This is a genomic window from Clostridium sp. CS001 (genome assembly GCF_020443565.1).
GTDB lineage: Bacteria > Bacillota > Clostridia > Clostridiales > Clostridiaceae > Clostridium_AD.
In genome coordinates, this window is sequence record NZ_JAIZZN010000010.1 from 103,235 (window position 1) to 129,123 (window position 25,889).

At 33.2% G+C, this 25,889-nt stretch carries 23 protein-coding genes; 20 read left to right on the top strand and 3 right to left on the bottom strand.

The window, feature by feature from the left end:
- The first annotated feature begins 91 nt into the window (after window positions 1-91).
- The 5 genes from LGK97_RS09160 to LGK97_RS09180 are packed head-to-tail and all read left to right on the top strand — an operon-like array spanning window position 92 to window position 4,304.
- Window positions 92-691: a CDP-alcohol phosphatidyltransferase family protein gene (locus tag LGK97_RS09160; protein ID WP_226259457.1), complete on the top strand. Its 600-nt coding sequence runs from the start codon at window positions 92-94 to the stop codon at window positions 689-691.
- Window positions 681-1,889 (top strand): ABC transporter substrate-binding protein, encoded by a 1,209-nt coding sequence (locus tag LGK97_RS09165; protein WP_226259458.1) that lies wholly within the window; start codon window positions 681-683, stop codon window positions 1,887-1,889. The genes LGK97_RS09160 and LGK97_RS09165 overlap by 11 nt, the downstream gene beginning before the upstream one ends.
- Entirely contained in the window at window positions 1,879-2,745 is an 867-nt protein-coding gene (locus LGK97_RS09170; RefSeq protein WP_226259459.1) for an ABC transporter permease subunit, read from the top strand. The genes LGK97_RS09165 and LGK97_RS09170 overlap by 11 nt, the downstream gene beginning before the upstream one ends.
- Complete coding sequence (locus LGK97_RS09175; RefSeq protein WP_226259460.1) at window positions 2,742-3,527, top strand: ABC transporter permease; 786 nt, start codon at window positions 2,742-2,744, stop codon at window positions 3,525-3,527. Before LGK97_RS09170 ends, LGK97_RS09175 begins: the two co-directional genes overlap by 4 nt.
- 12 nt (window positions 3,528-3,539) lie before the next feature.
- The gene (locus LGK97_RS09180) at window positions 3,540-4,304 is read left to right on the top strand and encodes an ABC transporter ATP-binding protein (protein WP_226259461.1); all 765 of its coding nucleotides are present in this window, start codon (window positions 3,540-3,542) and stop codon (window positions 4,302-4,304) included.
- Between the two features lie 344 nt (window positions 4,305-4,648).
- On the opposite strand, the gene ygeW is transcribed toward LGK97_RS09180, so the two are convergent.
- Genes ygeW through dpaL form a run of 3 tightly spaced genes read right to left on the bottom strand, consistent with a single transcriptional unit; the run spans window position 4,649 to window position 8,441 of the window.
- Entirely contained in the window at window positions 4,649-5,842 is a 1,194-nt protein-coding gene (ygeW, locus tag LGK97_RS09185; RefSeq protein WP_226259462.1) for a knotted carbamoyltransferase YgeW, read from the bottom strand.
- A 23-nt stretch (window positions 5,843-5,865) separates the two neighbouring features.
- A complete protein-coding gene (locus LGK97_RS09190; RefSeq protein ID WP_226259463.1) occupies window positions 5,866-7,179 on the bottom strand; it encodes a YgeY family selenium metabolism-linked hydrolase in 1,314 nt (437 codons plus the stop codon).
- Window positions 7,180-7,229: 50 nt separating this feature from the next.
- Window positions 7,230-8,441, bottom strand: a complete 1,212-nt coding sequence (dpaL, locus tag LGK97_RS09195; protein ID WP_226259464.1) for a diaminopropionate ammonia-lyase — start codon at window positions 8,439-8,441, stop codon at window positions 7,230-7,232.
- A gap of 384 nt (window positions 8,442-8,825) precedes the next feature.
- On the opposite strand from dpaL, the gene ssnA reads away from it, so the two are divergent.
- The 15 genes from ssnA to LGK97_RS09270 all read left to right on the top strand — a co-directional run bounded on the left by ssnA (window position 8,826) and on the right by LGK97_RS09270 (window position 25,713).
- Window positions 8,826-10,157, top strand: coding sequence for a putative aminohydrolase SsnA (gene ssnA, locus LGK97_RS09200; protein WP_226259465.1), 1,332 nt, complete (start codon window positions 8,826-8,828; stop codon window positions 10,155-10,157).
- 49 nt (window positions 10,158-10,206) lie between these two features.
- Window positions 10,207-13,209 carry a putative selenate reductase subunit YgfK gene (gene ygfK / locus LGK97_RS09205; RefSeq protein WP_226259466.1) on the top strand — a complete coding sequence of 1,001 codons (3,003 nt, stop codon included), beginning with the start codon at window positions 10,207-10,209 and terminating at the stop codon, window positions 13,207-13,209.
- A 20-nt stretch (window positions 13,210-13,229) separates the two neighbouring features.
- On the top strand, window positions 13,230-14,603 hold the full coding sequence (hydA, locus tag LGK97_RS09210; protein WP_226259467.1) for a dihydropyrimidinase: 1,374 nt from the start codon (window positions 13,230-13,232) through the stop codon (window positions 14,601-14,603).
- Window positions 14,596-17,154, top strand: a complete 2,559-nt coding sequence (gene xdh / locus LGK97_RS09215; protein ID WP_226259468.1) for a selenium-dependent xanthine dehydrogenase — start codon at window positions 14,596-14,598, stop codon at window positions 17,152-17,154. Before hydA ends, xdh begins: the two co-directional genes overlap by 8 nt.
- Window positions 17,155-17,219: 65 nt before the next feature.
- The gene (gene yqeC / locus LGK97_RS09220; protein ID WP_226259469.1) at window positions 17,220-17,945 is read left to right on the top strand and encodes a selenium cofactor biosynthesis protein YqeC; all 726 of its coding nucleotides are present in this window, start codon (window positions 17,220-17,222) and stop codon (window positions 17,943-17,945) included.
- A gap of 18 nt (window positions 17,946-17,963) precedes the next feature.
- Window positions 17,964-18,557 (top strand): molybdenum cofactor cytidylyltransferase, encoded by a 594-nt coding sequence (gene mocA / locus LGK97_RS09225; RefSeq protein ID WP_226259470.1) that lies wholly within the window; start codon window positions 17,964-17,966, stop codon window positions 18,555-18,557.
- Window positions 18,550-19,362 carry a selenium-dependent molybdenum cofactor biosynthesis protein YqeB gene (gene yqeB / locus LGK97_RS09230; protein WP_226259471.1) on the top strand — a complete coding sequence of 271 codons (813 nt, stop codon included), beginning with the start codon at window positions 18,550-18,552 and terminating at the stop codon, window positions 19,360-19,362. Before mocA ends, yqeB begins: the two co-directional genes overlap by 8 nt.
- A 4-nt stretch (window positions 19,363-19,366) precedes the next feature.
- Window positions 19,367-20,176 carry an XdhC family protein gene (locus tag LGK97_RS09235; protein WP_226259472.1) on the top strand — a complete coding sequence of 270 codons (810 nt, stop codon included), beginning with the start codon at window positions 19,367-19,369 and terminating at the stop codon, window positions 20,174-20,176.
- Window positions 20,177-20,228: 52 nt separating this feature from the next.
- Entirely contained in the window at window positions 20,229-20,558 is a 330-nt protein-coding gene (locus LGK97_RS09240) for a winged helix-turn-helix domain-containing protein (protein ID WP_226259473.1), read from the top strand.
- A gap of 158 nt (window positions 20,559-20,716) precedes the next feature.
- The gene (locus tag LGK97_RS09245; RefSeq protein WP_226259474.1) at window positions 20,717-21,271 is read left to right on the top strand and encodes a nucleoside-triphosphatase; all 555 of its coding nucleotides are present in this window, start codon (window positions 20,717-20,719) and stop codon (window positions 21,269-21,271) included.
- Between the two features lie 22 nt (window positions 21,272-21,293).
- Window positions 21,294-22,295 carry an ABC transporter substrate-binding protein gene (locus LGK97_RS09250; RefSeq protein WP_226259475.1) on the top strand — a complete coding sequence of 334 codons (1,002 nt, stop codon included), beginning with the start codon at window positions 21,294-21,296 and terminating at the stop codon, window positions 22,293-22,295.
- A gap of 119 nt (window positions 22,296-22,414) precedes the next feature.
- Window positions 22,415-23,455, top strand: a complete 1,041-nt coding sequence (locus LGK97_RS09255) for a FecCD family ABC transporter permease (protein ID WP_226259476.1) — start codon at window positions 22,415-22,417, stop codon at window positions 23,453-23,455.
- A 12-nt stretch (window positions 23,456-23,467) separates the two neighbouring features.
- The gene (locus LGK97_RS09260) at window positions 23,468-24,232 is read left to right on the top strand and encodes an ABC transporter ATP-binding protein (protein WP_226259477.1); all 765 of its coding nucleotides are present in this window, start codon (window positions 23,468-23,470) and stop codon (window positions 24,230-24,232) included.
- A 13-nt stretch (window positions 24,233-24,245) separates the two neighbouring features.
- A complete protein-coding gene (locus tag LGK97_RS09265; RefSeq protein WP_226259478.1) occupies window positions 24,246-25,034 on the top strand; it encodes an XdhC family protein in 789 nt (262 codons plus the stop codon).
- A gap of 223 nt (window positions 25,035-25,257) precedes the next feature.
- Entirely contained in the window at window positions 25,258-25,713 is a 456-nt protein-coding gene (locus tag LGK97_RS09270) for a DUF134 domain-containing protein (protein ID WP_226259479.1), read from the top strand.
- Window positions 25,714-25,889: the final 176 nt, after the last annotated feature.

Genomic DNA, 25,889 nt, shown 5'->3' on the forward strand with positions numbered 1-25,889 from the left:
AGTATAGAATTATAATGATCTTCTACTATAGTAGAATGATTTTGAGGAATATTGCTAAGATTATAATAGTGGGATAGAGGAAGGATAAGGAATGTTAGACACAAATGGTAGAAAGTATTTTGATAAACTGTTTCAAATTGGGGCAAATGTATTCTTAAAAATAGGACTAAAGCCCACTCATATTACATTGATGGCTGCTTTTGTTGGAATAATGGGATCAGTGGTATTTTTATATAATCAAGTTATCCTTTCAATTATATTATTATGGTTATCTGGATATTTAGATGCGGTAGATGGTGCTATGGCAAGAAAAAGTGGTCAGACTTCCGCTATAGGAACATTATTAGATATATGGCTAGATAGGTTAGTGGAGATTGTATATATAATTGCTTTTGCTATTAAGTGCAGTGACGCCACTTTTTCATTAATGATTTTATCCTGTGCCATAATTTTATCCATGACAGTATTTTTAACTAGCGGAACGCTTATAGAAAATAAGGGAATAAAAAGTTTTCATTATCAAGCAGGACTTATGGAGAGAACAGAAGGATTTATTATGTTCACTATCATGATGGCTTTTTCTAATTACATGAGAATTTTAGCTTTTGTTTATGCTTTGCTCATTTTATATACTGCAATACAAAGGTTATTTATGACTATTAAATTTTTAGGAGGTAACAATGAAGAATAACAAATTATTATCATTTATCTTAGTTTTAACTTTAATGATGTCTCTGGTGGTTTTTACAGGCTGTGCAAAGACAACACAGGAAAATCAAGTAGTAAATTTTTATGGTTGGGGTGGAGATGAAAACGTTAATTCATGGATTGATAATGAACTTGCACCATATGTAAAAGAAAATAATAATATAACTCTTAATCGTGTTCCAATGAATATTGATGAAATTTTATTAAAACTTACGGATGAAAAAAGTTCAAATAAAACTGGAGCTATTGATATAGTTTGGATAAATGGCGAAAATTTTTATTCTGCAAAGAAAAATAATCTTTTATATGGACCAATTTTAAATAACTTAGAAAATGCAAAAAAATATTATGATTTAGAGGGAGGTTCAGCAACTACTGATTTTGGCTATGCTACAGAAGGATATGAAGCACCATGGGGAACGGCTCAATTTACATTTAACTATGATAGCGCAAAGGTGAAGTTAGCACCTGCAAATGCAGACACTCTTAAAGAGTATGTGAAAAATAATCCAGGGCGGTTTACATATCCTCAAAGTAGTGATTTTTCAGGTTCTGCCTTTATCAGAACTGTATTATATGATATAGTTGGTTATGATAACTTAAAGGATTTGGAGCCAAACTATGATACAGTTAAGAAAGCTATTACTCCAGCCATAGATTATTTTAAGGAAATTGAACCTTATTTATGGAAAAAGGGTCAAGTTTACCCTTCAGACTCTTCGCAATTAGATAACCTATATAAGGATGGGCAAATAGACATTACAATGTCTTATACTGCCAATAAAGCACTTGGCTTAGTTAAAAGTAAAAGCTGGCCTTCAACTACTAGAACTGCCGTTTGGGACAAAGGAACACCTTTTAACACACATTATCTTGCAATACCAGCTAATGCACCAAATGTGGAAGGAGCTTTAAATGTAATTAATGCAGCATTATCACCTGCAATGCAGATATCTAAGGCAAACCTTAATGTATGGGCAGATTTGCCAACCATACAATATGAAAAATTATCCTCAGAGGAGAAAGGAAATCTTGATAAAATTCTAACTCCAACAGAGGGATATGCAGATTCAATATTAAAATACGAGGAGCTTTCAAAGCATCAAAAACCAGAACTTAAAGCTGATTTAGTAGTAATAATCGAAAAGGTATGGGAGGACGTGATTCTTTTTGATAAATAGTACCAAAAGGAAAAACATTGAAAAACTATTATTAATTCTACCATCATTATCCATAATAGTTGTAGTTACAGTGTACGTTATTATTAACACATTTATAGAAAGCTTAGGATATATTCCTGAGCTTTCATTTGATAATTTTACATTTAAGTATTATGTGGATTTGTTTACGAATTTGATTTTCTTAAGAAGCTTATATTTTAGTGTTAAGATAGCATTTATATCAGCAATAATTGCAACTATAATAGGAGTTTACATTGGCTACTTTGTGTCAAGATGGTCTAATAATTTTATGAACGTGTTATATAAATTACCTATATTATTATCATATGTTGCTGCATCAACTTTAATCTATAATACCTACAGTGATAAGGGCTTACTCTATCATATTATTTCCGCCATGGGAGTTTCAAAACCTAATATTGACTTGATTTATACTTCCAGTGGGTTTGGGGTAATACTACTAAATGTATTTAAGGGTTTGCCATTTGTGGCCTTTTGTGTGGCACCAATTTTTATGAAAGCTGATAAAATCTATAGTTTTGTAGCTCAGAATTTAGGGTGTACTAGGATCAAATATATATTTAAAATATTATTGCCATTAGCTAAGAGATCAATAGTAACTTCCTTTTTAATAATCTTTAATTTTAACATGTTTACCTATGAGGGATTCTATTATCTTGGACCATCAAATCCGATTTCAATTGGAGTATATGCCTATAAGACTTATTTGAATTCTGATTTATCTAATAGAATTTATGGCATGGCTATAAACATGATTATGATTATAATATCTATTGTGTTATCTTTTTTATATTATAAGATGATAAAGGGTAATGGAGAAGGAGACATATTATGATGAAGAAATTCTTTCATAAATTACTATTATTTATAATTTTAACTTTTCTTTTATTACCAGTTTTATCTATGATAATTTGGGCGTTTTTTAGCCATTGGAGAGCTACAGATATATTGCCAAACTCTTTTACTCTAGCGGGGTTTAATTACTTCTTCACGTCTCGGGATTGGTACATCGGAATAAAATCAGTAGTGTTCTCTGTAGAGGTAGCATTAGTAGCTACAATTTTTAGTATAATGATTTCCAGATTTTTAATTTCAGTAAATATAAAGAGTAAGATTACTTTAGAAAGTATTTTCTATTTACCTATGCTACTGCCAGTGATAAGTGTGTGTTTAGGAAGTCATAAACTGTTTTTAAAATCGCCTATGTCGTCTACTTGTGCACTTCTTATTTTGCATATTTACTTTTCTTTGCCTTATGCCTTTAAAATTATGTACTCATATTACACAGTATGGGGTATAGAAGAAGAACTCACGGCTAGAGGGCTTGGAGCTTCTGCGTGGCAAGCTTTTAAATATATAAATATACCCATATATATTCAAGGATATGTGGGGGCCTTTTTTATGGCATTTATTATTTCTTATTCACAGTTTTTTATTAATTTATTTATTGGTAATAGTGATCATGTTAACTTTTCCATGATTATGACTCCCTATGTAACAAGTTCAAATAGAAATATTTCCGCAGTGTATACGTTAATGTATATACTCTATGGTGTAGTTGTAATGATATTAACATCATTAATAGGTAAAAATATAGCAAGAAAGAAGAGTTCATGATGAGGTATGGATATGAGTAAAATACAATTAAAGGATATAGATTTTTCTATTGGTGAAAAGAAAATATTAAAGAATATAAATTTAATCATTGAAAATGGTGAATTCTTTTCTATTTTAGGTCCAAGTGGAGTAGGGAAGACTACAATTTTCAAAATTATCACAGGTGCTCTAAATCCAGGAAGAGGCCGTATTTTAGTGGATGACAATATTATAAATGATGTTCCTATTGAAAAAAGAAATATAGTTATGGTACATCAGGGTAAACTGCTATTTCCACATATGACTATAAGAGAAAACGTAGAATTTGGATTAAAAATGAGGAAGCTACCTAAAGAAAAAATAAGAGAAAAGGTAAATTCTCTTACAGAATTTTTTAATATGGAAGAACATATGAAAAAATATCCGCATCAACTTTCAGGAGGGCAACAACAGCTAGTGGCATTAATGAGAGCTTTAGCCGTAGACCCTAAGGTTCTTCTACTGGACGAACCTTTTACTGGACTAGATAATAATTTAAGAAATTATGTTAGAGCTTACATAATGAAGATTCAAAAAGAATTTGCTATAACAACAATTATGATAACTCATGACAAAGAAGATGCTTTCTCAATGAGTGATACTATTGCTTTCTTATTTGGAGGCACAATAGCGCTGGTAGACAAGATAAAAAACCTAAATAGTAAAACCGGTATAAACTGTATTGACGAATATTTAGGAGAAATTACTACTTTAGAGGATGGAAGAATTATTTTTTCTGATAGGATAATTGAAATATAGAATGATGGATTATTAAAAGAAATCATAAAAAAAATATCAGACAACATTATTCGAATTCGTCCTGGAAGAAGTAATCCTCTCAGAATGACATTGCGGGCTAATAAAAATCCAATGAACAAGAAAAGAGCATTATAATTAAAGATAAAGTAACAATTATACTGTTATAAAATGCAACTTCAACAAGGCATTCAGTCAAAATGACCGAAGGTCTATTAAAGTTGCATATAACTTGGTAATATCTGCAAGTAAGACTTTATGAAGTCATAATAAAACAAATTCAAGTTACAAACTTTGAATGTAAACTATTTGAAGACTAACTCTTGCCACTTGCCACGTGGGTGGCACTATTTTACCTTACGTGCCTTGCCATTGCTTTCAAGCATAGATAAAACTCCCTGAGGGTTTTTAATTTTGCTTAAGAAGATCATAGAAGCTATCGCATAAGGCTTATAAGAAGCTTGTTTATAAAGTGGTTTACGGTAACGATCAAACACAGATGCGTCAACTTCTCCAACTTCACAACTAACTCCTGATATATCAGCTGGCAAGCAGTGCATATAGAGCGCTTTTCCATCTTTTGTTGTTTTCATAAGTTCCTCAGTACACTGCCAATCCATATGCTCAGCGTTATGTGCAAGAAGCTCTTTTTCAAGTGCCTTAATACCAGCATCATCACCTTGTGCATATAAATCTGTACGTTTTTCCATAGCAACAAAAGGAGCCCAGCTCTTAGGATAAACTATGTCAGCATCTTTGAATGCTTCTGCCATAGAGTTTGTTTTTGTAAAGGAACCACCTGAAGCAGCAGCATTTTTTATTGCAATTTCTTCAACTTCACTCATAACCTCATATCCTTCAGGATGAGCAAGAACAACATTCATTCCGAAACGAGTTAAAAGTCCGATTATACCTTGAGGAACTGAAAGTGGCTTACCGTATGATGGTGAATATGCCCAAGACATAGCGATTTTTTTACCTTTTAAGTTTTCAATTCCACCAAATTCGCTGATAAGATGAAGAGCATCAGCTGTGCATTGAGTAGGGTGGTCTATATCGCATTGTAGGTTTACAAGTGTAGGGCGTTGTTCTAAAGTACCTTCAAGATTTCCTTCTTGTACAGCTTTGGATACTTCTCTCATATAAGTATTACCTTTTCCAATATACATATCATCACGGATACCTATTATATCTGCCATGAAAGAAACCATGTTAGCAGTTTCGCGTACAGTTTCACCATGAGCAATTTGAGATTTTCCTTCATCAAGATCTTGAACTTCAAGTCCAAGGAGATTACAAGCAGAAGCAAAACTAAATCTTGTACGAGTTGAATTGTCGCGGAATAGTGAAATTCCAAGACCACTATCAAAAATCTTTGAGGATATATTATTTTGTCTTAACTCTTTAAGAGCTTCTGCAACAGTAAACAATGCTTCCAGTTCATCCGCAGATTTTTCCCAAGTGAGTAAAAAATCGTTGTTATACATGTTTTTAAAATCTAGAGAGTAAAGTTTTTCTATATATTTATCCATTAAAGCCATTTTAGAACTCCCCTTTATATTTATTATTTTTTATTATTGCAATAGATTGTTGGAAGGGCAGCATATACTGCAGCACATTTAACTAAGTCTTCTTTCCAAGTTATTTCATTTGGAGCATGAGCCTGAGATTCTGCACCAGGTCCGAATCCTATGCATGGTATTCCATGACGGCCCATTATAGCAACACCATTTGTTGAGAATGTCCATTTATCAGTAAGTGGACGAGCTTTTCTCATTGCATCAGTATTAGTAGCACCGCTTCTTGTTGTTCCGAACATTCCTTTGTAGGATGCTTCCATTGCCTTAACAACAGCATGATCTTCAGGAATAACCCATGTAGGGAAGTAGCAATCCTGAGGGTATGAAAGTCCAGTCCAACTTGGTTTTTCATATTTGTACATAGTAACTTCTGCATTGTACTTCTTAGCAGCAGGAAGCTGGCGAATTTCTTCTAAGCAACTCTCCCAAGTTTCTCCAGAAGTCATGCGACGGTCTAAGGAAACTGCGCAAGAGTCAGCTACAGCGCAACGGCTTGGTGAAGTAAAGAATATTTCAGATGTAGTTATAGTGCCACGTCCGAGGAACTGCGCTTCTTTGAAATTAGGGTTGTATTTTTCATCTAACATTTTTACGAGACCTTTGATTTCTGTAGAATCTTCAGCATCGTTTGTGTTAAGGTTTTTGATATCCATTAATATTTCAGCCATTTTGTATATTGCGTTATCTCCTCGCTCTGGAGCTGAACCGTGGCATGAAACACCCTTAACATCAACGCGGATTTCCATACGTCCTCTATGTCCTCTGTAGATACCGCTATCAGTTGGCTCTGTGCTTACAACAAATTCAGGTTTGATTTTGTCCTGTTCTATGATGTGTAACCAACAGTTTCCATCACAATCTTCTTCTTGTACTGATCCCACTACGAGAACTGTGTAGTCATCGCTTAACATGTCAAGATCCTTCATTATTTTAGCTCCGTATACAGAAGAAACTATACCACCAAGTTGATCAGATGTACCACGTCCTCCAATTTCTACTTCATTTTCATAACCTATATATGGATCGAAGGTCCAGTTGCTAAGCTCCCCAAGACCAACAGTGTCAATATGAGCATCATAAGCTATAAGAGTTTTACCAGTTCCAATATAACCTAAAATATTTCCCTGTGGATCAATTTCTACTTTGTCAAAACCAAGTGATATCATTTCTTGTTCTATTCTTTTAACAACACCTTCTTCTTTGCAACTTTCACCGGGGATAGCAATTAAATCACGTAAGAATTTTGTCATTTGAACTTCATAACCCTCTGATTTTAGTTTGATAGCATTAAAATCCATATTACACTCCTCCTATAATAAATATAAAGTTTTCATTTTAAATTGATATATTACAATGATGAATAATCACCATTCCAAACAATTTCACGATAAACATCGGGATCAGTATTTCCTTCTGTTGAGAACAATAGAACTCTTGAGTTCTCATTAAGATTTAAAGCTTCTTTTAAATCTATTAATTCTTTATTTTTCATAATTTCAAAAAGAATACCCATGGTTACAGCGCCAGATTCACCAGAAATGATACTAGGATCTCCATTAAGAGGCGCATTATATACTCTCATACCTTTAGCAGAAATAAAGTCTGGGCAAGATATAAAGAAAGAGCTGTTGTTTTTTAAAATATCCCATGCTATAGTATTTGGCTCACCGCAGGCAAGACCTGCCATGATAGTTTGCATATTATCACTTACAATTCTTATTTCTCCATCATCAGCTTTAGCTGAGCGGAATAAACAATTTGCCATATTTGGTTCCACCACAACCACAGTTGGGGGATTATCAGGATAAATGTTTGAAAAGTATCCTTGAACAGCACCAGCAAGAGATCCAACACCAGCTTGTACAAAGATATGTGTTGGTCTATCACAGCCTGTAGCATGTAATTGATCATTAGCTTCCATTGCCATTGTTCCATAACCTTGCATAATCCAAGTAGGGATTTCTTCATAACCTTCCCAAGCGGTGTCTTGAATAACCACAGAATTTGGAACTTCAGCTGATGTGGCTATTGCAGTGCGGACACATTCATCATAATTTACTTCCTCTATAGTAGCAGTAGCACCTTCCTTTTGAATGTTTTTAAGTCTGATTTTGGATGAACCCTTTGGCATAAAAACAACGCATTTTTGATTTAGTTTATTAGCAGCCCAGGCAAGACCACGCCCATGATTACCATCTGTTGCTGTAAAAAAGGTTGTCTGACCAAATTCTTTAAGAAGTTCTTCTGATGTAAGGACATCGTATGGGAGTTCAGACACATCTTTTCCTAGTTTTTTTGCTATATAGCAAGCGATAGCAAAAGAACCACCTAATACTTTAAAAGCATTTAATCCAAATCTAAAGGACTCATCTTTCGTAAATATATTTTTAAGTCCTAAGAATTTAGCCATTTTATCTAATTTAACTAAGGGTGTTTGTGTATACTCTGGAAAACTCTTATGAAAAGTAGTAGCCTTAGCCACTTTTTCAGGGGACATTATATTTATCATTTTGTTATCAGTTTTGGGCAATGTATTTGATACCCATTTGATTTTGTTCATAATAGGGCCTCCTAGTTTATTAAGCTACATTGTTATTAATTTTATAGTATTATTACGTAGCTTATTCTTTTAATCTTTAGTTGCTAATTAGTCTGTTTTATATAATTTTTTGAAGATTCATCTATTCAAATAATAAAAATGAAGAATAAATGAATTTTGTAAATACTGTATAAATTCAGTATATCAACATATATTTCTAAAATCAACAAGAATTAAAATGTTTTTTTAAAACTACAAAAATTTTTTAAAAGAAATTGACTAAAATAGGAAAATAAGATAAACTAAATTTAGAATAATAAAAATAATGGCAATAGTCAATCAATTTATAAATTAAATATTTTTCTAGGTTGTTTTAAAGATAAAATAAATTTCAGGAGGAATATTATGATATTAATAGGTAATGGAAGATTAGTGACTAGAGATAGTAGTAATACATTTATGGAAGATGGTTGTGTATGTATTGATGGCAATGTTATCCTTGACCTTGGAACTACGGAGCAAATGAAGGAAAAGTATAGTACTGCAGAGTTTATAGACGCTAAAAAAGGTTTGATTATGCCGGGAATGATAAATACTCATCATCATATATATAGTGCCTTTGCTCGTGGTCTTTCTATTAATGGACATAATCCTAAAAACTTTGGAGATATACTTTCTGGAATGTGGTGGAAGATAGATAGATTATTAACATTAGAAGATACAAGGTATAGCGCTTATACAACCTATTTGGATTGCATAAGAAATGGAGTTACCACTGTTTTTGATCACCATGCAAGTTATGGCGATATTGAAGGAAGCTTATTTCAAATATCTGATGTATCTAAAGAACTTGGAATACGGACATCTTTATGTTATGAAGTTTCTGATAGAGATGGTGAGGAAAAAATGAGACAAGCTGTAAAAGAAAATGTTGAATTTATGAAAGTGGCGAAAAATGATTCCTCTGATATGCAAAAGGGTATGATGGGACTTCACGCATCCTTTACCTTAAGTGATAAAACACTTAATTATTGCGCTGAAAACATGCCTTATGATGCAGGTTACCATGTGCATACAGCAGAAGGTATAGAGGATGTATACGATTCACTTGAAAAATATAATAAAAGAATAGTAAATCGTTTGTTTGATCAAGACATCTTGGGTAGCAAAACCATCGCTGTTCATTGTATACACATTAATGGTGGTGAGATGGATATAGTAAAGGCCACTGATACCATGGTAGTACATAACCCAGAATCTAATATGGGAAATGCAGTGGGATGTACGCCTATACTTGAGTTTATGAAAAAGGGATTAACTTTAGGACTTGGAACTGACGGGTATACAAGTGACATGTTTGAATCTATGAAAGTTGCAAATATCTTGCACAAACATCATAACTGTAATCCAACGGTTGCATGGGGTGAAGTACCGTTAATGCTTTTTGATAACAATGCAAAGATTGCTAATAGATTTTTTGAAAAACTAGTTGGTGTTATACAAAAGGGAGCTTATGCAGACATTATAGTAGCGGAATACGATCCATTAACGCCAATAAGCGGAAGTAATGTAAACTCACATATTTTATTTGGAGTAAATGGAAGATGTGTAACAACTACAATGATAAATGGTAAGGTGCTTATGAAAGACCGCGTAATAATTGGTGTTGACACCGAAGAGATTATGGGGAAATCAAGAGAAGCATCAAGCAGATTGTGGAATAGAATTAATAGTTAAAGTTTATATATAATAGGTAAAAACTAAATTTTAATAGGAGGAATAAGTTATGGGAGACAGAATGACACCTATTCCATTTAAAGAATTAGTAGAGTGGGTAATGGTTGAAAATAAAAAGTTTGGCAAGATATTTGGAGTAAGTAAGTTCTTTAAAAAACAAGACAGTAAGATACTTGAAATATTTGGGGAAAAGTTAGAAACTCCTTTTGGACCAGCAGCGGGACCGGCTACGCAACTAGCACAAAACATAATTGCATCATATGTTTCTGGATGTAGATTCTTCGAATTGAAAACGGTACAAACTCTTGATGGAGAAGATTTACCTGTATCAAAACCATGCATAAAAGCAGATGATGAAGGCTATAACGTAGAGTGGTCAACAGAACTTAGAGTTCAGGAGGGTTATGAGGAATATGTTAAGGCTTGGTTTGTTTTAAAACTGTTATCAAAGGAGTTAGGTCTTGGAAGCCCTAATGGTTTCATATTTAATATGAGCGTAGGTTACGATTTTAAGGGGATTTCTTCACCTAAAATAGATGATTTCATTATGGGTCTCAAAGATGCAAGTGGAACTAGTATTTGGAAAGAATGTAGTGAGTTTCTATTAGAGAATATAGAAAAATTTCAAAATGTAGATAGTGAATATGTTAAGGCTATATCACCTAAGATATGTACATCAATAACGTTATCAACGTTACATGGTTGTCCACCAAAAGAAATTCAGCGTATTTCAGAGTATTTAATAAATGAAAAAGGATTAAATACGTATGTAAAGTGTAATCCTACATTACTGGGCTATGAGTTTGCAAGAAAAACTCTAGATAGTATGGGATATGAGTATATTTCTTTTGATGAGCATCACTTCAATGATGACTTACAATTTGCTGATGCTATTGTTATGTTTAAACATCTACAAACATTAGCAAGTGATAAGGGACTGTCTTTTGGGGTTAAATTAACAAATACCTTCCCAGTCCAGATTAAAAATGCTGAATTACCTGGAGAAGAGATGTACATGTCAGGAAAAGCTCTATATCCTCTTTCCTTAGCACTGGCTACATTACTTTCAAAAGAATTTAATGGAAAACTTAAAGTATCTTATTCGGGAGGCGCAGATGCTTTTAATATAAAGGATATATTTGAAACAGGAATATGGCCAATAACAATAGCAACAACACTTTTAAAAATAGGTGGATATCAAAGATGTGTGCAAATTGCGCAGAAACTAAGTAGCGTAGAATATAATGATAAATATGTAATAGATAATGAAAAATTAATGAAGTTAAAAGCTAAGTCAGTAAAAGATATTCATCATATAAAGGCACTAAAACCAATTCCTAATCGCAAGATAAATGCAAAGGTGCCATTAGCTGATTGTTTTGCTGCAGCATGTGAATCTGGATGCCCTATTGGTCAAGATATTCCAGAATATATAAGCTTTGTGGATCAAGGCAAACATCTTGAAGCTTTAAAGGTAATAGTAGAAAAAAACCCACTTCCATTTATTACAGGGACAATATGCAACCATGCTTGTATGAATAAATGTGCTAGAAATTACTGTGATGAACCAGTTGACATAAGAGGAATTAAGCTACAAGCAGCAGAAAATGCCTACGAAAATTTAATGAAAGAACTTAAAGAAACTGAGAAAAGCAATGTTCGAGTAGCAATAATTGGTGGTGGGGCTACGGGTCTTTCTGCAGCATATTTCCTTGCAAGAGAAGGAATGAAGGTAACAATTTTTGAAAAAAGAAACGCATTAGGTGGAATAGTGAAACATGTTGTTCCAGAGTTTAGAATATCAGGAGATACTGTTGATAAGGATGTTGAACTTATCCGTAGTATGGGAGTTGAAATTAAGTTAAATTCAGAGCAGAACTCTGTGGCTAAGTTAAAAGAAGAAGGATATAAATATATATTGCTTGCAATAGGAGCATGGGAGCCAGGCAAGTTAGAACTTGAAGGTGGAAATGTTATTAATGTAATCAATTTCTTAGAAAGATTAAGAAGTGAAGACCCATCATTAAAGCTTGGGAAAAATGTTGTGGTAATTGGTGGTGGTAACACTGCAATGGATGCAGCAAGAGCGGCTAAAAGGACAGTTGGTGTAGAACATGTATACTTAGTGTATCGTAGAACTAAAAAATATATGCCGGCAGATGAAGAAGAATTAATACTTGCTATTGAAGATGGAGTAGAATTCAAGGAATTATTATCACCAGTAAAAATTAATGGTGGAGTTCTTACCTGTGAGGTTATGAAACTAGGTGAGCCGGATGAAAGTGGAAGAAGAAAGCCAATTTCAAGTGGTGAGATGGTAGAACTACCTGCAGATACCATTGTATCAGCAGTGGGTGAAAAAATTGATGTTAGGATATTTAATGAAAATAATATTAAGATAAACAAAAAAGGCGAAGCAATGGTAGATGAATTAACATTAGAAACAAATGTTGAAAAAGTTTACGTGGCTGGAGATGGATTACATGGTCCTGCTACAGTAGTTCAAGGAATTGCAGATGCAACTAAATTTGCAAGGGCAGTAGTAAAAGAAGAAAAGAATTGCGCTCTCACATTGAATTTACAAGTTGGAAGTAAGGACATTAAAGAAATAATAGCCAAAAGAGGAATACTTAAAATGGTTGCTAGTGGTGAAAAAGAATGTGAAAGATGTCTTCAATGCTCAACAGTATGTGAAGCATGCGTGGATGTATGTCCTAACCGTGCAAATATTTCAATAAAAGTAAAAGGAAATGAAATGCAACAAATAGTTCACGTTGATAAGATGTGTAATGAGTGTGGAAACTGCGAGACTTTCTGTCCATATAGCAGTGCGCCATATAAGGAAAAGTTTACACTGTTTGCTACAGAAGAAGGATTTGAAGATAGTGAAAACTTTGGATTTGTATTAATTAATAAAGATGAAAACATTGTAAGAGTTAGGTTAGAAGGCAAAGTTTTAGAATGCAAGCTTAAAGACAATGATACATTAATACCTAAAGACATTGAAAATATGATTTGGGCGGTAATTACTGACTATGGTTATATGATTTAAAATTGATGGGGTGAAGTTAAATGTCAATTATTATAAAAGGGGGAACTATTGTAACTCCCAGAAGAAGCTATATTTCTGACATTAAAATTCAGGGTGAAGTGATTTCCGAAATTGGTGAAAACTTAGAAGATGATAAAGCTGAAATTATAGATGCAACTGGGTGTTTATTGTTCCCGGGATTTATTGATTCTCATACCCACCTTGATTTAGACACGGGATACACTAGAACTGCAGATAATTTTAAAACAGGTACTGCTGCAGCCATAGTGGGTGGAACTACAACAATTTTAGATTTTGCAACCCAAAACAAAGGTGAAACTTTAAGTGAAGCGCTAAATAACTGGCACAAGTTAGCTGCTGATGTTTCAAGTTGTGATTATGGTTTTCATATGGCTATAACAGAGTGGAATGAAGACATTAAAAATGAACTTAAGGTAATGAAGGATCAAGGAATAACCTCATATAAGGCGTATATGGCTTATGATAGTTTACGCCTTAATGATGGGGAGATATATGATATTTTAAAGGCTTTAAAAAAGTATAATTCAATACTTGGGGTACACTGTGAAAATGGAGATCTTGTAAATACAATGATAAAAGAGCAGCTTAAGGAGGGTAATACTACTCCAGCAGCTCATCCATTGTCAAGACCTAATATGGTTGAAGCAGAAGCAGTGTCAAGATATATAGATATTGCAAAGCTAGCTAAAGCACCTATATATATTGTTCATTTAAGTACAAAGGAAGGCTTAGAAGTGGCATTAAAAGCAATGGAAACAGGGCAAGAAGTATACTTAGAAACATGCCCTCAGTATTTGCTTTTAGATGATAGTAAGTACTTATTAGAAGACTTTGAAAGTGCAAAGTATGTTTTATCACCACCTTTAAGAAAAGATCAAGATATACAAAGCTTATGGCAAGCTTTGAAAGATGAAGATATAGACATAATTGGAACAGATCATTGTAGTTTTAATTTTAAAGGTCAAAAGGATCATGGCATAAATGATTTTAGTAAAATTCCTAATGGCATACCAGGGGTTGAGCATAGGCCGGCCCTTATGTACACATATGGAGTAGAGAAAGGTATGATTACTAAAGAGCAAATGTGTGGTCTTCTTAGTGAAAATGTTGCAAAGTTATTTGGTATGTATCCTAGAAAAGGAGTGCTACGAGTTGGAAGTGACGCAGATATAGTTATTTGGGATGGACTTCTTAAAGGAACTATATCTAAAGATAATCAAAAACAAAATGTAGATTATACACCCTTTGAAGGTTTTGAAACTATAGGAAGTGCTAAACATGTTTTCTTAAGAGGTACTGAGGTTGCGCGCGGCGGAAATATTATAAAGTATAACCTTGGTAAATATATAAAACGAGGTGACAAGGATGTTTAACTTTATTGTAAATGGGAATAAAGTGGAGGCCTTAGAAGATAAAAAGTTAATTACTTTTTTAAGAGAAGATCTTAATTTAACCTCTGTTAAGAATGGATGCTCTGAGGGTGCCTGTGGAACATGTATGGTCTTAGTTGATGGGGTAGCAAAAAAAGCATGTGTGTTAAAAACAAGTAAGCTAGTAGGCACAACTATTATAAGCGTTGAAGGTCTTTCGGATAGGGAAAAGGATGTATATGGGTATGCTTTTATGGAAGCTGGAGCTGTGCAATGTGGTTTTTGTACTCCGGGTATGGTTATAAGTGCAAAGGGTCTTATTGATAAGGTTGAAAGTCCAACTGAGGAGCAAATAAAAGTTGCTTTAAAGAATAATATCTGTCGTTGTACTGGATATGTGAAAATAATAGAAGCTGTAAAGCTATCTGCTAAGATTTTAAGAGAAAACACAGAAGTTCCAAAATGTACTTGCAAAGGATTAGTAGGAGAAAGATTAAATAGAATTGATGCTACAGATAAGGTTCTGGGCACCGCAGAATACGTAGATGATATTCGTATAGAAGGTATGATTTATGGTGGTGCAGTTAGAACAAAATATCCAAGAGCAATAGTTAAAAGTATAGATATTAGTAAGGCAAAAGAGTTGCAAGGGGTTTATGCAGTAGTTACAGCAGATGACCTTCCTGGAAATCAAAAAATTGGTCATATTAAAAAAGACTGGGATGTATTAATACCAGAAGGGAAAACAACTCACTGCATTGGGGATGCTATAGTTTTAATAGCGGCGCAAACAGAGGAAATACTGGAGAAAGCTAAAACTTTAGTTAACATTGAGTTTGAAGAATTATCACCAATTACTTGCCCAGAAGATGCAATGAAAGGTGATGCTCCAGAGATACATCCAAGTGGAAATATACTTGCAACTGAAACCTTAGTGTTTGGCAATGCAGATAAACTTATTAAAGATTCAAAATACGTAGTAACAAATAAATATAGTACACCATTTACTGAGCATGCTTTTTTAGAAACAGAAACAGCAGTTGCGGTGCCAGATGGCGAGGATGGAATAATAATATATTGTGCCGACCAAGGAATTTATCAAACACGTAAGGAATGTGCAGAAGCTTTAGGAATAGATCAAAGCAAAGTAAGAGTTATAAGTAAAATAGTTGGTGGTGGATTTGGTGGAAAAGAAGATATGACAGTTCAACACCATGCAGCGATTCTTAGTTTTCTATGTAAAAAGCCTGTAAAGGTTGCATTAAGTCGCAAAGAAAGTATAATGGTACATCCGAAACGCCATGCTATGGAGATGGAAATTACAACAGCCTGTGATGAAAATGGATATCTGACAGCTATGAAAGCTATTATAATTGCAGATACAGGGGCGTATGCTTCCCTTGGTGGTCCGGTGCTACAAAGAGCTTGTACTCATGCAGCAGGTCCATATAATTATCAAAATATAGACATAGTTGGAAAAGCAGTATATACCAATAATCCACCAGCGGGCGCTTTTAGAGGCTTTGGAGTAACACAAAGTTGCTTTGGAGCAGAGTGTAATTTAAATCAGCTTGCAAAAATGGTAGGGCTAACTCCTTGGGAAATAAGATATAAAAATGCAATTAGGCCTGGTCAGGTGCTTCCAAATGGACAAATTGCAGATTCTTCAACAGCTCTTGTGGAAACTTTAGACGCTGTAAAAGAAATATGTGAGCAAAACCCTAAAGCAGGAATAGCTTGTGCTATGAAAAATAGTGGATTAGGGGTTGGACTCCCAGATGTTGGACGTTGCAAGCTTATTATTAAGGATAGTAAAATATATATCCATACTAGTGCAGCTTGCATTGGGCAAGGTCTTGGAACTATATTAACTCAAATAGTTTGTGAAACTCTAAATATATCACAAGATAAAGTTATATATACATTACCAGATACCTCCACCTGTCCTGACTCAGGTAATACAACAGCTTCACGTCAAACATTATTTACAGGTGAAGCAGCAAAGAAAGCAGCCTTAGAACTTCAGGATGCCTTAAGTTATCAAACATTAGAGAATTTAGACGGGCAAGAATTTTATGGTGAATTCAAAGGCATAACTGATAAAATGAATTCAATTAAGCAAAATCCAGTAAGTCATGTAGCCTATGGATATGCAACTCAGGTTGTTATCTTAAATGATGAAGGTAAACTTGAAAAAGTTATTGCAGTTCATGATGTTGGCACCGCGGTAAATCCTAAAAATATTGAGGGGCAAATTGAAGGTGGAGTTGTAATGAGCCTTGGGTATGCTTTAACAGAGGATTACCCGCTTATGGGTAGCGTGCCAACTGCTAAGTTTGCAACACTGGGACTCTTTAAAGCTACAGAAGTACCAAAAATAGAGTGTGTTATTTTAGGTAGAGGAAATACTAAACTTGCATATGGCGCAAAGGGAATAGGAGAAATTTGTTCTGTACCTACTGCTCCTGCTGTTGCTGGTGCTTATTATAATTATGATGGTGAATTTAGAACAAAGCTTCCTATGGTAAATACTCCATATAGTAGAAAGAAGTAAGTTGATAGTTTATAGTTGAGCATTCCACGCTTAACTATAAACTAAAATAAATAAGTGGGGGCATTATGAACCTAAGTGATTATATTGAACTAGATAAAAAAGATATTATTTCTATTGTAGGTGCTGGTGGAAAAACCACAATGATGTTTAAACTTGCAAATGAATTAAGACTAAGTAGTAAGATATTGGTAACCACAACCACTAAGATATATCTTCCGCCTAAGGATAGCTATGATTTTATATGTACTGATGGTGAAATGATAGATAAGTATAAGGCAATGAAGGAAAATGGAATTTATGTATTGGGTTCAGGAGTAAATGAGGAAGACAAAGTTTTAGGAGTAAGTGAAAAACAATTGGAAGAGTTAGCACCATATTTTGATTATATATTAATAGAAGCAGATGGCTCAAAGAAAAAACAGTTAAAAGGCTGGAATGAATTTGAGCCAGTTGTCTATTGCAAAACTACAAAAACTGTAGGAATTGTAGATATACAATCTCTTGGGATGTTAGTAAATGAGGATAAAGTTCATAGAAGTAAGATATTTTGTGAAATAACTGGTGCCAGGCAGGGCGATGTGGTTAAAATTGAACATTTAACTAAGTTAATTATGCATCCCCAAGGGCTGTTTAAAAGTGCTCAGGGGGAAAAAATATTATACATCAATAAAGCAGAAGAAGCTGAGCAGTTGGTATTAGCTAAATCATTAGCTAGTAAAATAAATCTAAGTAATAATAAAATAGTTCATAGGGTGGTTATTGGCAGCTTAAAAACTAACACATATTTTTGATAGGTAGGTAATGTAATAATGATAAGTGCCATAATATTAGCATCAGGGTATTCACGGAGAATGAGACAAAATAAACTTCTATTAAAGTATAGAGGCAAATCGTTAATTGAGCACACTATAGACAACATTCTTCAGTGTGATTTTTCAGAGGTTATTCTGGTTGCAAGAGAAGAGGAAATAATAGAAATTGGTAATAGATATGGATTAAAGGTTATTATCAATGAAAATGCAGTTAAAGGAATAAGTGAGTCTATTAAATTAGGAGTAGGAAATGCAAAAGAGACAGATGGGTTTATGTTTTTTATGGCAGACCAGCCTTTTTTAGATGTAGTCACAGTAATAGAGCTCTGTAATGAGTTTTTGGAAAATTCAAATAGTATAATTATTCCTAGGTTTCAGGACAAAAGGGGTAGCCCTGTGACATTTCCATGTATTTTCAAAGAAGAGTTTTTGCTTTTAGAAGGAGATGTTGGTGGAAAGGTAATAATAAATAAAAACTTAGATAAAGTTCGGTTTGTTGAAGTGTGGAATGCTGAAAAATTATTTGATGTTGACACTAATGAAAATTATGAGTATATCCTAAAACTAGGGGAGAAGGATGAGCATGTTTAATGATATTGTAATTGTGCGTGGTGGAGGAGATTTGGCATCGGGTACAATTCAAAAATTGTATAGAAGTGGATTTAAGGTATTGGTTTTAGAAGTAGCAAAGCCTACTTGTATCAGGCGAAGTGTTTCTTTTAGTGAAGCTATATATGAAAGAGAAGTGGAGATAGAAGGAATTACAGCTGTACATGTAAGCTCTTTAAATGAAATAGAAAAAGCCTTCCGTAATAAGAAGATTCCAGTGATTATAGATGAAGAGGGCAAGTATATTAAAGAGATAAAGCCTAAAATTGTAGTTGATGCCATCATTGCTAAGAAAAATATGGGTACAACAAGGGACATGGCGGATATAACTATTGCACTTGGTCCTGGATTTACAGCAGGCCAAGATGTAGACGTTGTCATAGAGACCAGCAGAGGGCATAACTTAGGTAGATTGATTTTTAATGGGCAAGCATTAAAAAACACTGGAATTCCAGGAAATATAATGGGATTCGCTAAAGAAAGAGTTATATATTCACCTGGCCAAGGAATAATGGACAATGTAGTTGATATTGGTGCCATGGTTAAAAAGGATGAAGTTATTGCCTATGTAGGGGATGTAGAGGTAAAGGCAACAATACCCGGAATATTAAGGGGGATTTTGCGAAGTGGAAGCACTGTAACCCCGGGTTTTAAAATTGCAGATATTGATCCAAGGGTTTCAGAAAGGGTGAATTGCTACACCATTTCTGATAAAGCGAGAAGTGTTGCAGGTGGAGTATTAGAAGCAATACTTTATCTTAGGAATAATCAAAGCAAGGAGGACTAATAGCATGGAAGAGAAAATCTTAAAAGCAATTTATGAGAGTTTAGCAAATGGAAAGAAGGCTGCACTATTAACTATTACAGATATAAAAGGCTCGACTCCAAGAAAAAAAGGAGCCCTTATGGCAGTTTGGGAAGATGGAACGATAGAGGGTAGCATTGGTGGAGGAAATATCGAATATGCAGTAATTGCAAAAGCTATAGAGTGTATTAAGGAAGGAGTAGATAAAGAATTCCAGTTTGAACTCACTGACGAGGGTGATCTGCATATGCAATGTGGAGGGAAAGCTACTATATATGTAAAGATATTTAAACCTAGAGCAAAGCTACTTATTATAGGGGCGGGACACGTAGGCATTGAACTATTTAAGCTAGCAAAGATATTAGATTTTTACACTGTAATATTTGATGATAGAGAAGAATTTGCTAATGAAAAAAGATTTATCGGGGCAGATGAAATTATTGTAGGTAACATAGGTGAAAAAGTTTCAAACTATCCTGTTGATAAGAATACCTACATTATAATCGTAACAAGAGGTCACAAATGTGATGCTGATGCACTTAAAGTTACTGCACAGTCTGATGCTTCATATATTGGAATGATTGGAAGTAGGAAAAAGACAGAATTTGTTATGAATAGTCTTATAAGTGAAGGAATACAAAGAGACGCTCTTAAAAAGGTATATGCACCAATAGGAATCAATATTTCTTCAGAAGAGCCAAATGAAATTGCACTGGGCATTATGAGTGAGATACTACTTATTAAGAATAAAGGGACTTTAGAGCATTTAAAGGACATAAAAAAGGTGAATTTTTAGATAGATATAAAAGTTTCAGAGGTAGAATTATTAATAATTAGGTGGGGAAACAATGGATGTAAGTTGGAGAATTTACTTAAAAGAAGACAATGTAAAAGTATTTGGTAAAGGACCTAGAATGCTACTTCTAAAAATCGATGAGTTAGGATCTATAAGAAAAGCAGCAAGTTCCATGAATCTTTCATATACAAAAGCCTTAAATATGATTTTGAATTTAGAAAACGGACTTGGTATAAAAGTACTTGAAAAACAAATTGGTGGTAAAGATGGCGGTGGGTCTGTACTGACTAAAGAAGTTAGAGGTTTGATTGAAAAATTTGATGAACTTGAAAGGGAAGTAGGAGAGTGCATAAGGGAGTTATTCAATAAAAAATTTAAATAGGAAAATAGCATTTAATTTGGAGTTGTAACCTATATTGACATAAGTTACAATAAAAGGTACCATTATAAGTATCGTTATGTATTTAAAAGTATAACCGATTTAAATAGCTTCTTTGAAGCTATGACATCAAAGATTTCATAAGTAAAGGGGGTGAAACATTGGGTGTTAAGAACATTTTTTTAACAGGAGAAATTCAAGTTGGAAAATCCACCGCTATTTTAAAGTTTCTAGAAGAATATATTTCAAAATCTCATTGTATGGCAGGTTTTAAAACAAAACCATTTTATGAAAATGAATCATTAAAAGGATACTATATAGAAAGTCAGATAGAACCTATGATTTCTAATATCACAGAGTATATGGTTGGTCTCAACGCTGAATTTGGCAAAGGAAAATCTTGTTACGGAATTCCAGAAGTATTTGAAAAAAAAGGCGTTGAAATATTATGTGAATCTTTAAAAATACAAAATTCAATTGTACTAATGGACGAGCTTGGTTTTTTTGAAAAGGATGCTATAAAGTTCAAGGAGCAAGTACACAAAGTTCTTGATAGTCCTCATAAAGTGTTGGGGGTAATAAAAGGAAAGACAAATGAATTTCTAAATTCAGTTGCTAGCAGAGAAGATGTTAAAGTCATCCGGGTTACTCTAGAAAATAGAGAGACTATTGTAGAAGAAATTAATAAATATTGGGAATATAGTCTAGTTAACTAGATATAATGAGGAGTGATTAATTATGAAAATTGTAAAAAAAGGTTCTATTTTAGCTCTATGTATGATGTTTATTTTTACAGGCTGTGCGCAAAAGGAAACTGTAAAAAAAGAAGAGGTAAAAGCAAAATCAAGTATTAGGGTTATTACAACATATAAACCTGCCACAGATATTGTACTAGCATTAGGGGGAAAAGATAAATTAGTTGGTGTAAGCGATGGAGCAAAAAAGGATCCTCTTATTGTAAATCTTGATGAAAACCTTGCCAGTAAATTAACGGAGGTTGGTTCAAAGAAAAATGGTGTAAATATTGAACAAATAGTAGCATTAAAACCTGATATAGTAATCATGTATCCTACTAAAGAATCTGATGACACACTAAAAAAATTAGCTGATCAAAACATAAAAGTTATTAGTATTAATCCTGAAAGTATAGCTTCCCTTGAAGCTGATATTATTAAAGTTGGAGATGCTATAGAGGAAAGTGAAAAAGCAAAAAAATTGGTATCCTATTATAAAGAAAAAATTGAAGACGTAACTAAAAAACTTACTACTGTTAAAGAGAAAAAAACAGTATACTTGGCTGGTGCCAATGGTATTCTTTCAACCTGTGCAGGAGATTTTTATCAACATGAAATGATAGAGGCTGCTGGTGGAATTGACGTTGCTGCTAAGTTAAAAGGTGGATGGAATGATGTTTCTGTAGAACAAGTAATTGCATGGAATCCTCAGGTAATTACTTCAGTTATGTACTGCAAAGATGGAAAACCAGCTCAAATTTTAGAAAAAGCAGAACTTCAAACGGTAAGAGCTATAAAAGATAAAGAGGTTTATCAAATACCATCAAATATAACACCATGGGATATGCCTCAGCCTAGTAGTATATTAGCTATATTGTGGATGAGTAAAACATTATATCCAGAGGAATTTAAGGATTTGGACATGAAGGTGATTACAAATGAATTTTACAGTAATTTTTTTGGAAAATCCTTCGATGATCTAGGGGGAGTTTTAATGACATTTTAGAAGGAAAGCCTCCCAATTGTACAAGTGGTAGTTATATGCCCTAACAAATAAAAACTTCAGTGGAAGTTCAAACCTCCTTCTGAAGTCATTAATATTGCAGCTCCGTAGGAGATGATTAGGTGGAGAAAGCAGTAAAAAGTAATAAACTTTTAGAAAAAATAGTATATCATAAATTATTTTTATTTTTTATAATTTTTCTTGTAGTATTTATATTATCAATATTTCTGGGTAGATACAAAATGAGTATTGATGAGTATAAGAATATATTTGTGAATTTACAAAAGCTTATTCAAGGTGAAACAATATCTGATCCAAGTATTTTAATACTATATAAAGTAAGGCTTCCACGAATTTTGCTTGCATCATTTGTGGGAGCTGGGTTATCTATTTCAGGACTTGTTTTTCAACAAGTATTTAAAAATCCTATTGCATCACCTGATATTTTAGGGGTTACTTCAGGGGCAAGCTTTGGTGCAGCTCTTGGAATTATATTGCCTTTGCAGTTTCCAGGAATAGTTCAAATATCAGCATTTATTTTTGGAATCCTTTCGGTGGTTATTGTTTATGGGTTAAAAAGGGCTTCAAAAGATAATAATATACTGTATTTGGTGCTTGCAGGTATTATTGTTTCAGCTTTCTTTTCTGCACTGTTATCAATGATAAAATATTTGGCAGACCCTTATCAGCAATTACCATCCATTGTGTTTTGGTCAATGGGTGGTTTATATAGAGCAAATTGGATAAATGTTATTGGAGCAGGTATTGTTGTTGTTCCTAGTATTTTTATTATAAACAGCTTAAGATTTAAATTGAAAATGCTATCACTTAATGATGATATGGCAAAAACTATGGGTATGGAGGTTTCAAAATTTAGGAATTATATTTTATGTTTAGTTTCTTTTGTAGTTTGTTTTTGTGTTAGTATCGCTGGAACAATTAGTTGGATTGCACTTATAGTACCTCATATTACAAGGATAATTCTTGGATATAAAAATAAGTATATTTATTTAATAACCAGTTTAATTGGTGCCACAACTTTAATTTTGTTTGATGATATTGCAAGGACTATTAGTACTACAGAAATACCTGTTGGCATACTTACCGCTGCCATAGGGGCGCCTATTTTAGGCTATTTATTAATATTTAAGAAAACAGTATAGTTAGGAGATACTATGGATATAAAAGTAGAAAATTTATATTTTAGTTATAATGATAAATCCATATTAGAGGATATTAATTTAGAATTCAAAAGAGGAAACATGTATGCATTGCTTGGCAGGAATGGCTCTGGGAAGACTACTTTAATAAAACTAATTTTAGGCTTGCTTAAATTTAAGCGAGGAGTTATTACCATTGAAGGCAAGAACTCTAATGAAATTTCCAATAAAGATTTATCTAGGTTAATAGCTTATGTTCCACAAAATGAGGAAGCAGTTTATGGAATTAAAGTCATTGAGCTAGTGGTAATGGGGAGAAATCCTTATTTAGGTTTATTTGATATGCCTTCTTCCACTGAATATGAGTTAGCACAAAAATCTCTTGAAAGCCTTGGAATTGGAGATTTAGCACAGAAGGGTTATTCTGAAATTAGCGGTGGGGAAAGGCAACTGGTTTTAATTGCTAGAGCGTTAGTGCAAAACACAAAATTTATTTTAATGGACGAGCCTATTTCTAATTTAGATATTCGAAATCAACATGATGTATTAGATAAAATAAAAAATATAGCAAAGGATTTTAATATAGGAATAGTGCTTTCTATTCATGACCCTAATCTTGCCATGAGATATTGCAATGAAGCAGTATTACTTAAGGATGGAAAGGTGCTACATTCTGGTAAAATTGAAGAAATATTATGTCAGCAAAGTCTACTAGATGTATATGATATGAAATTCGAGATGTTGAATTCAAAAAATGGTATAAACTTTGTAAGTTTATAAACAGGAGAGAAATATGGAAATAGAATTGCTTGATATTATAAAAAATCAACTTATGGAAGGCAAAAGAGTATGTTACGCTTTTATCATTGAGCAAGAAGGTTCAACACCCAGAGGCGTAGGGACATCAATGGTTATAAAAGAAGATGGAGAGAGTTTCGGTAGTGTAGGGGGCGGAAATGTAGAATTTGCAACTATAGCTGCAGCCCAAAAATGCATTAAAGAAGAAACTAGCCAGACAATTTCTGTAGACATCTATACTGACAATAATGGAGAAAAGATATACTCAGGAAAGGTTAGAATATTTATCAAAACCTATTTGCCACAAAAGAAACTTATAATAGCTGGAGCGGGTCATGTGGCATATTGTCTTTATAAACTTGCTATCTTGGTTGGGTTTTCTGTGCATATTTTTGATTATAGAGAAGATTTATTAACAAAAGAAAGGTTCCCAAAGGCAGCAGAATTAATATATGGGAAAATTTCAGATTCTATAAAAAATTATGATTTAGATAAAAATTCTTATGTGGTGATTGCAAGTGGCTCAACTAAATTTGATGAGGAGATATTAAAAGAAGTAATAACAAAGGATACAGCATATGTAGGTGTGCTTGGAAGCAAAAAGAAGATTTCATCTATAATGGCTAACTTGTTAAGTCAAAATATAGATGAAGAAAGTTTGAAAAAAGTATATGCACCAATAGGAATTGCAATTGGTGGAGAAACACCAGAAGAAGTAGCCTTAAGCATATTATCAGAAATAGTGTTAGTGAAAAATAACGGTGATTTAAAACATATGAAATAGGTTAAAATAGTAGGGGGTAAAATTGATTTAGTATTAACTTTAACCTTACTATTTTTTTATTACATAGAAAACCCTGCATATTTATTTTAAGAATTATAGTATAATTGATAGAGATAGTCAAAGTTTAAATATAGACTATCTATAAATAAATAAAAAAATTATAGATATATAATTCTGATATCATTCTTGTAGAATTATATATTAAATGTAGGGAGAAATTAAGATGGCAAGACCAATAAAATTTAGAAGAGTAGAATTTTTCCCAACGGATACTTATTTTATACCATGGGGAAAACCTAAATGTGAAATTGAAGAAATAGTTTTAAAGGTAGAAGAACTTGAGGCAATGAGATTAAAGGATATTGAAGAATTAAATCAAGAGCAGTGCGCAGAAAAAATGCAGATATCAAGGCAAACTTTTCAAAATATTATAGATAGTGCAAGAAAAAAAACAGCTATTGCGTTGACAGAAGGAAATGCTATTAGGATAAGTGGTGGGAACTATAGAGCAACATTTTGTAAATTCAAATGCTTTGATTGTGGCAATGTATATGAGATAAATTATGAGGAAGACAAACGTATTTGTCCAGCTTGTGGATCTGAAAAGATTGCATGTGGAAAAAAAGCAGAGTTTTGCAAGAAATGGTGTAAAAGACATAATAGTAATGATAATGTTTAAGATATTAAGGCATAAAACTGCTACCCTAAGGGATAGTGGCTTTATGTTCATTTTATAAATTATAAAATATAGGAGCATTCCTGTTATGAATTAAAATGAACTTTGAAAAAAAGAGCACCTACTGATAAAATACAGGGTATAACAGTTGCAACTTTTATCCCTAATTTATAATTATC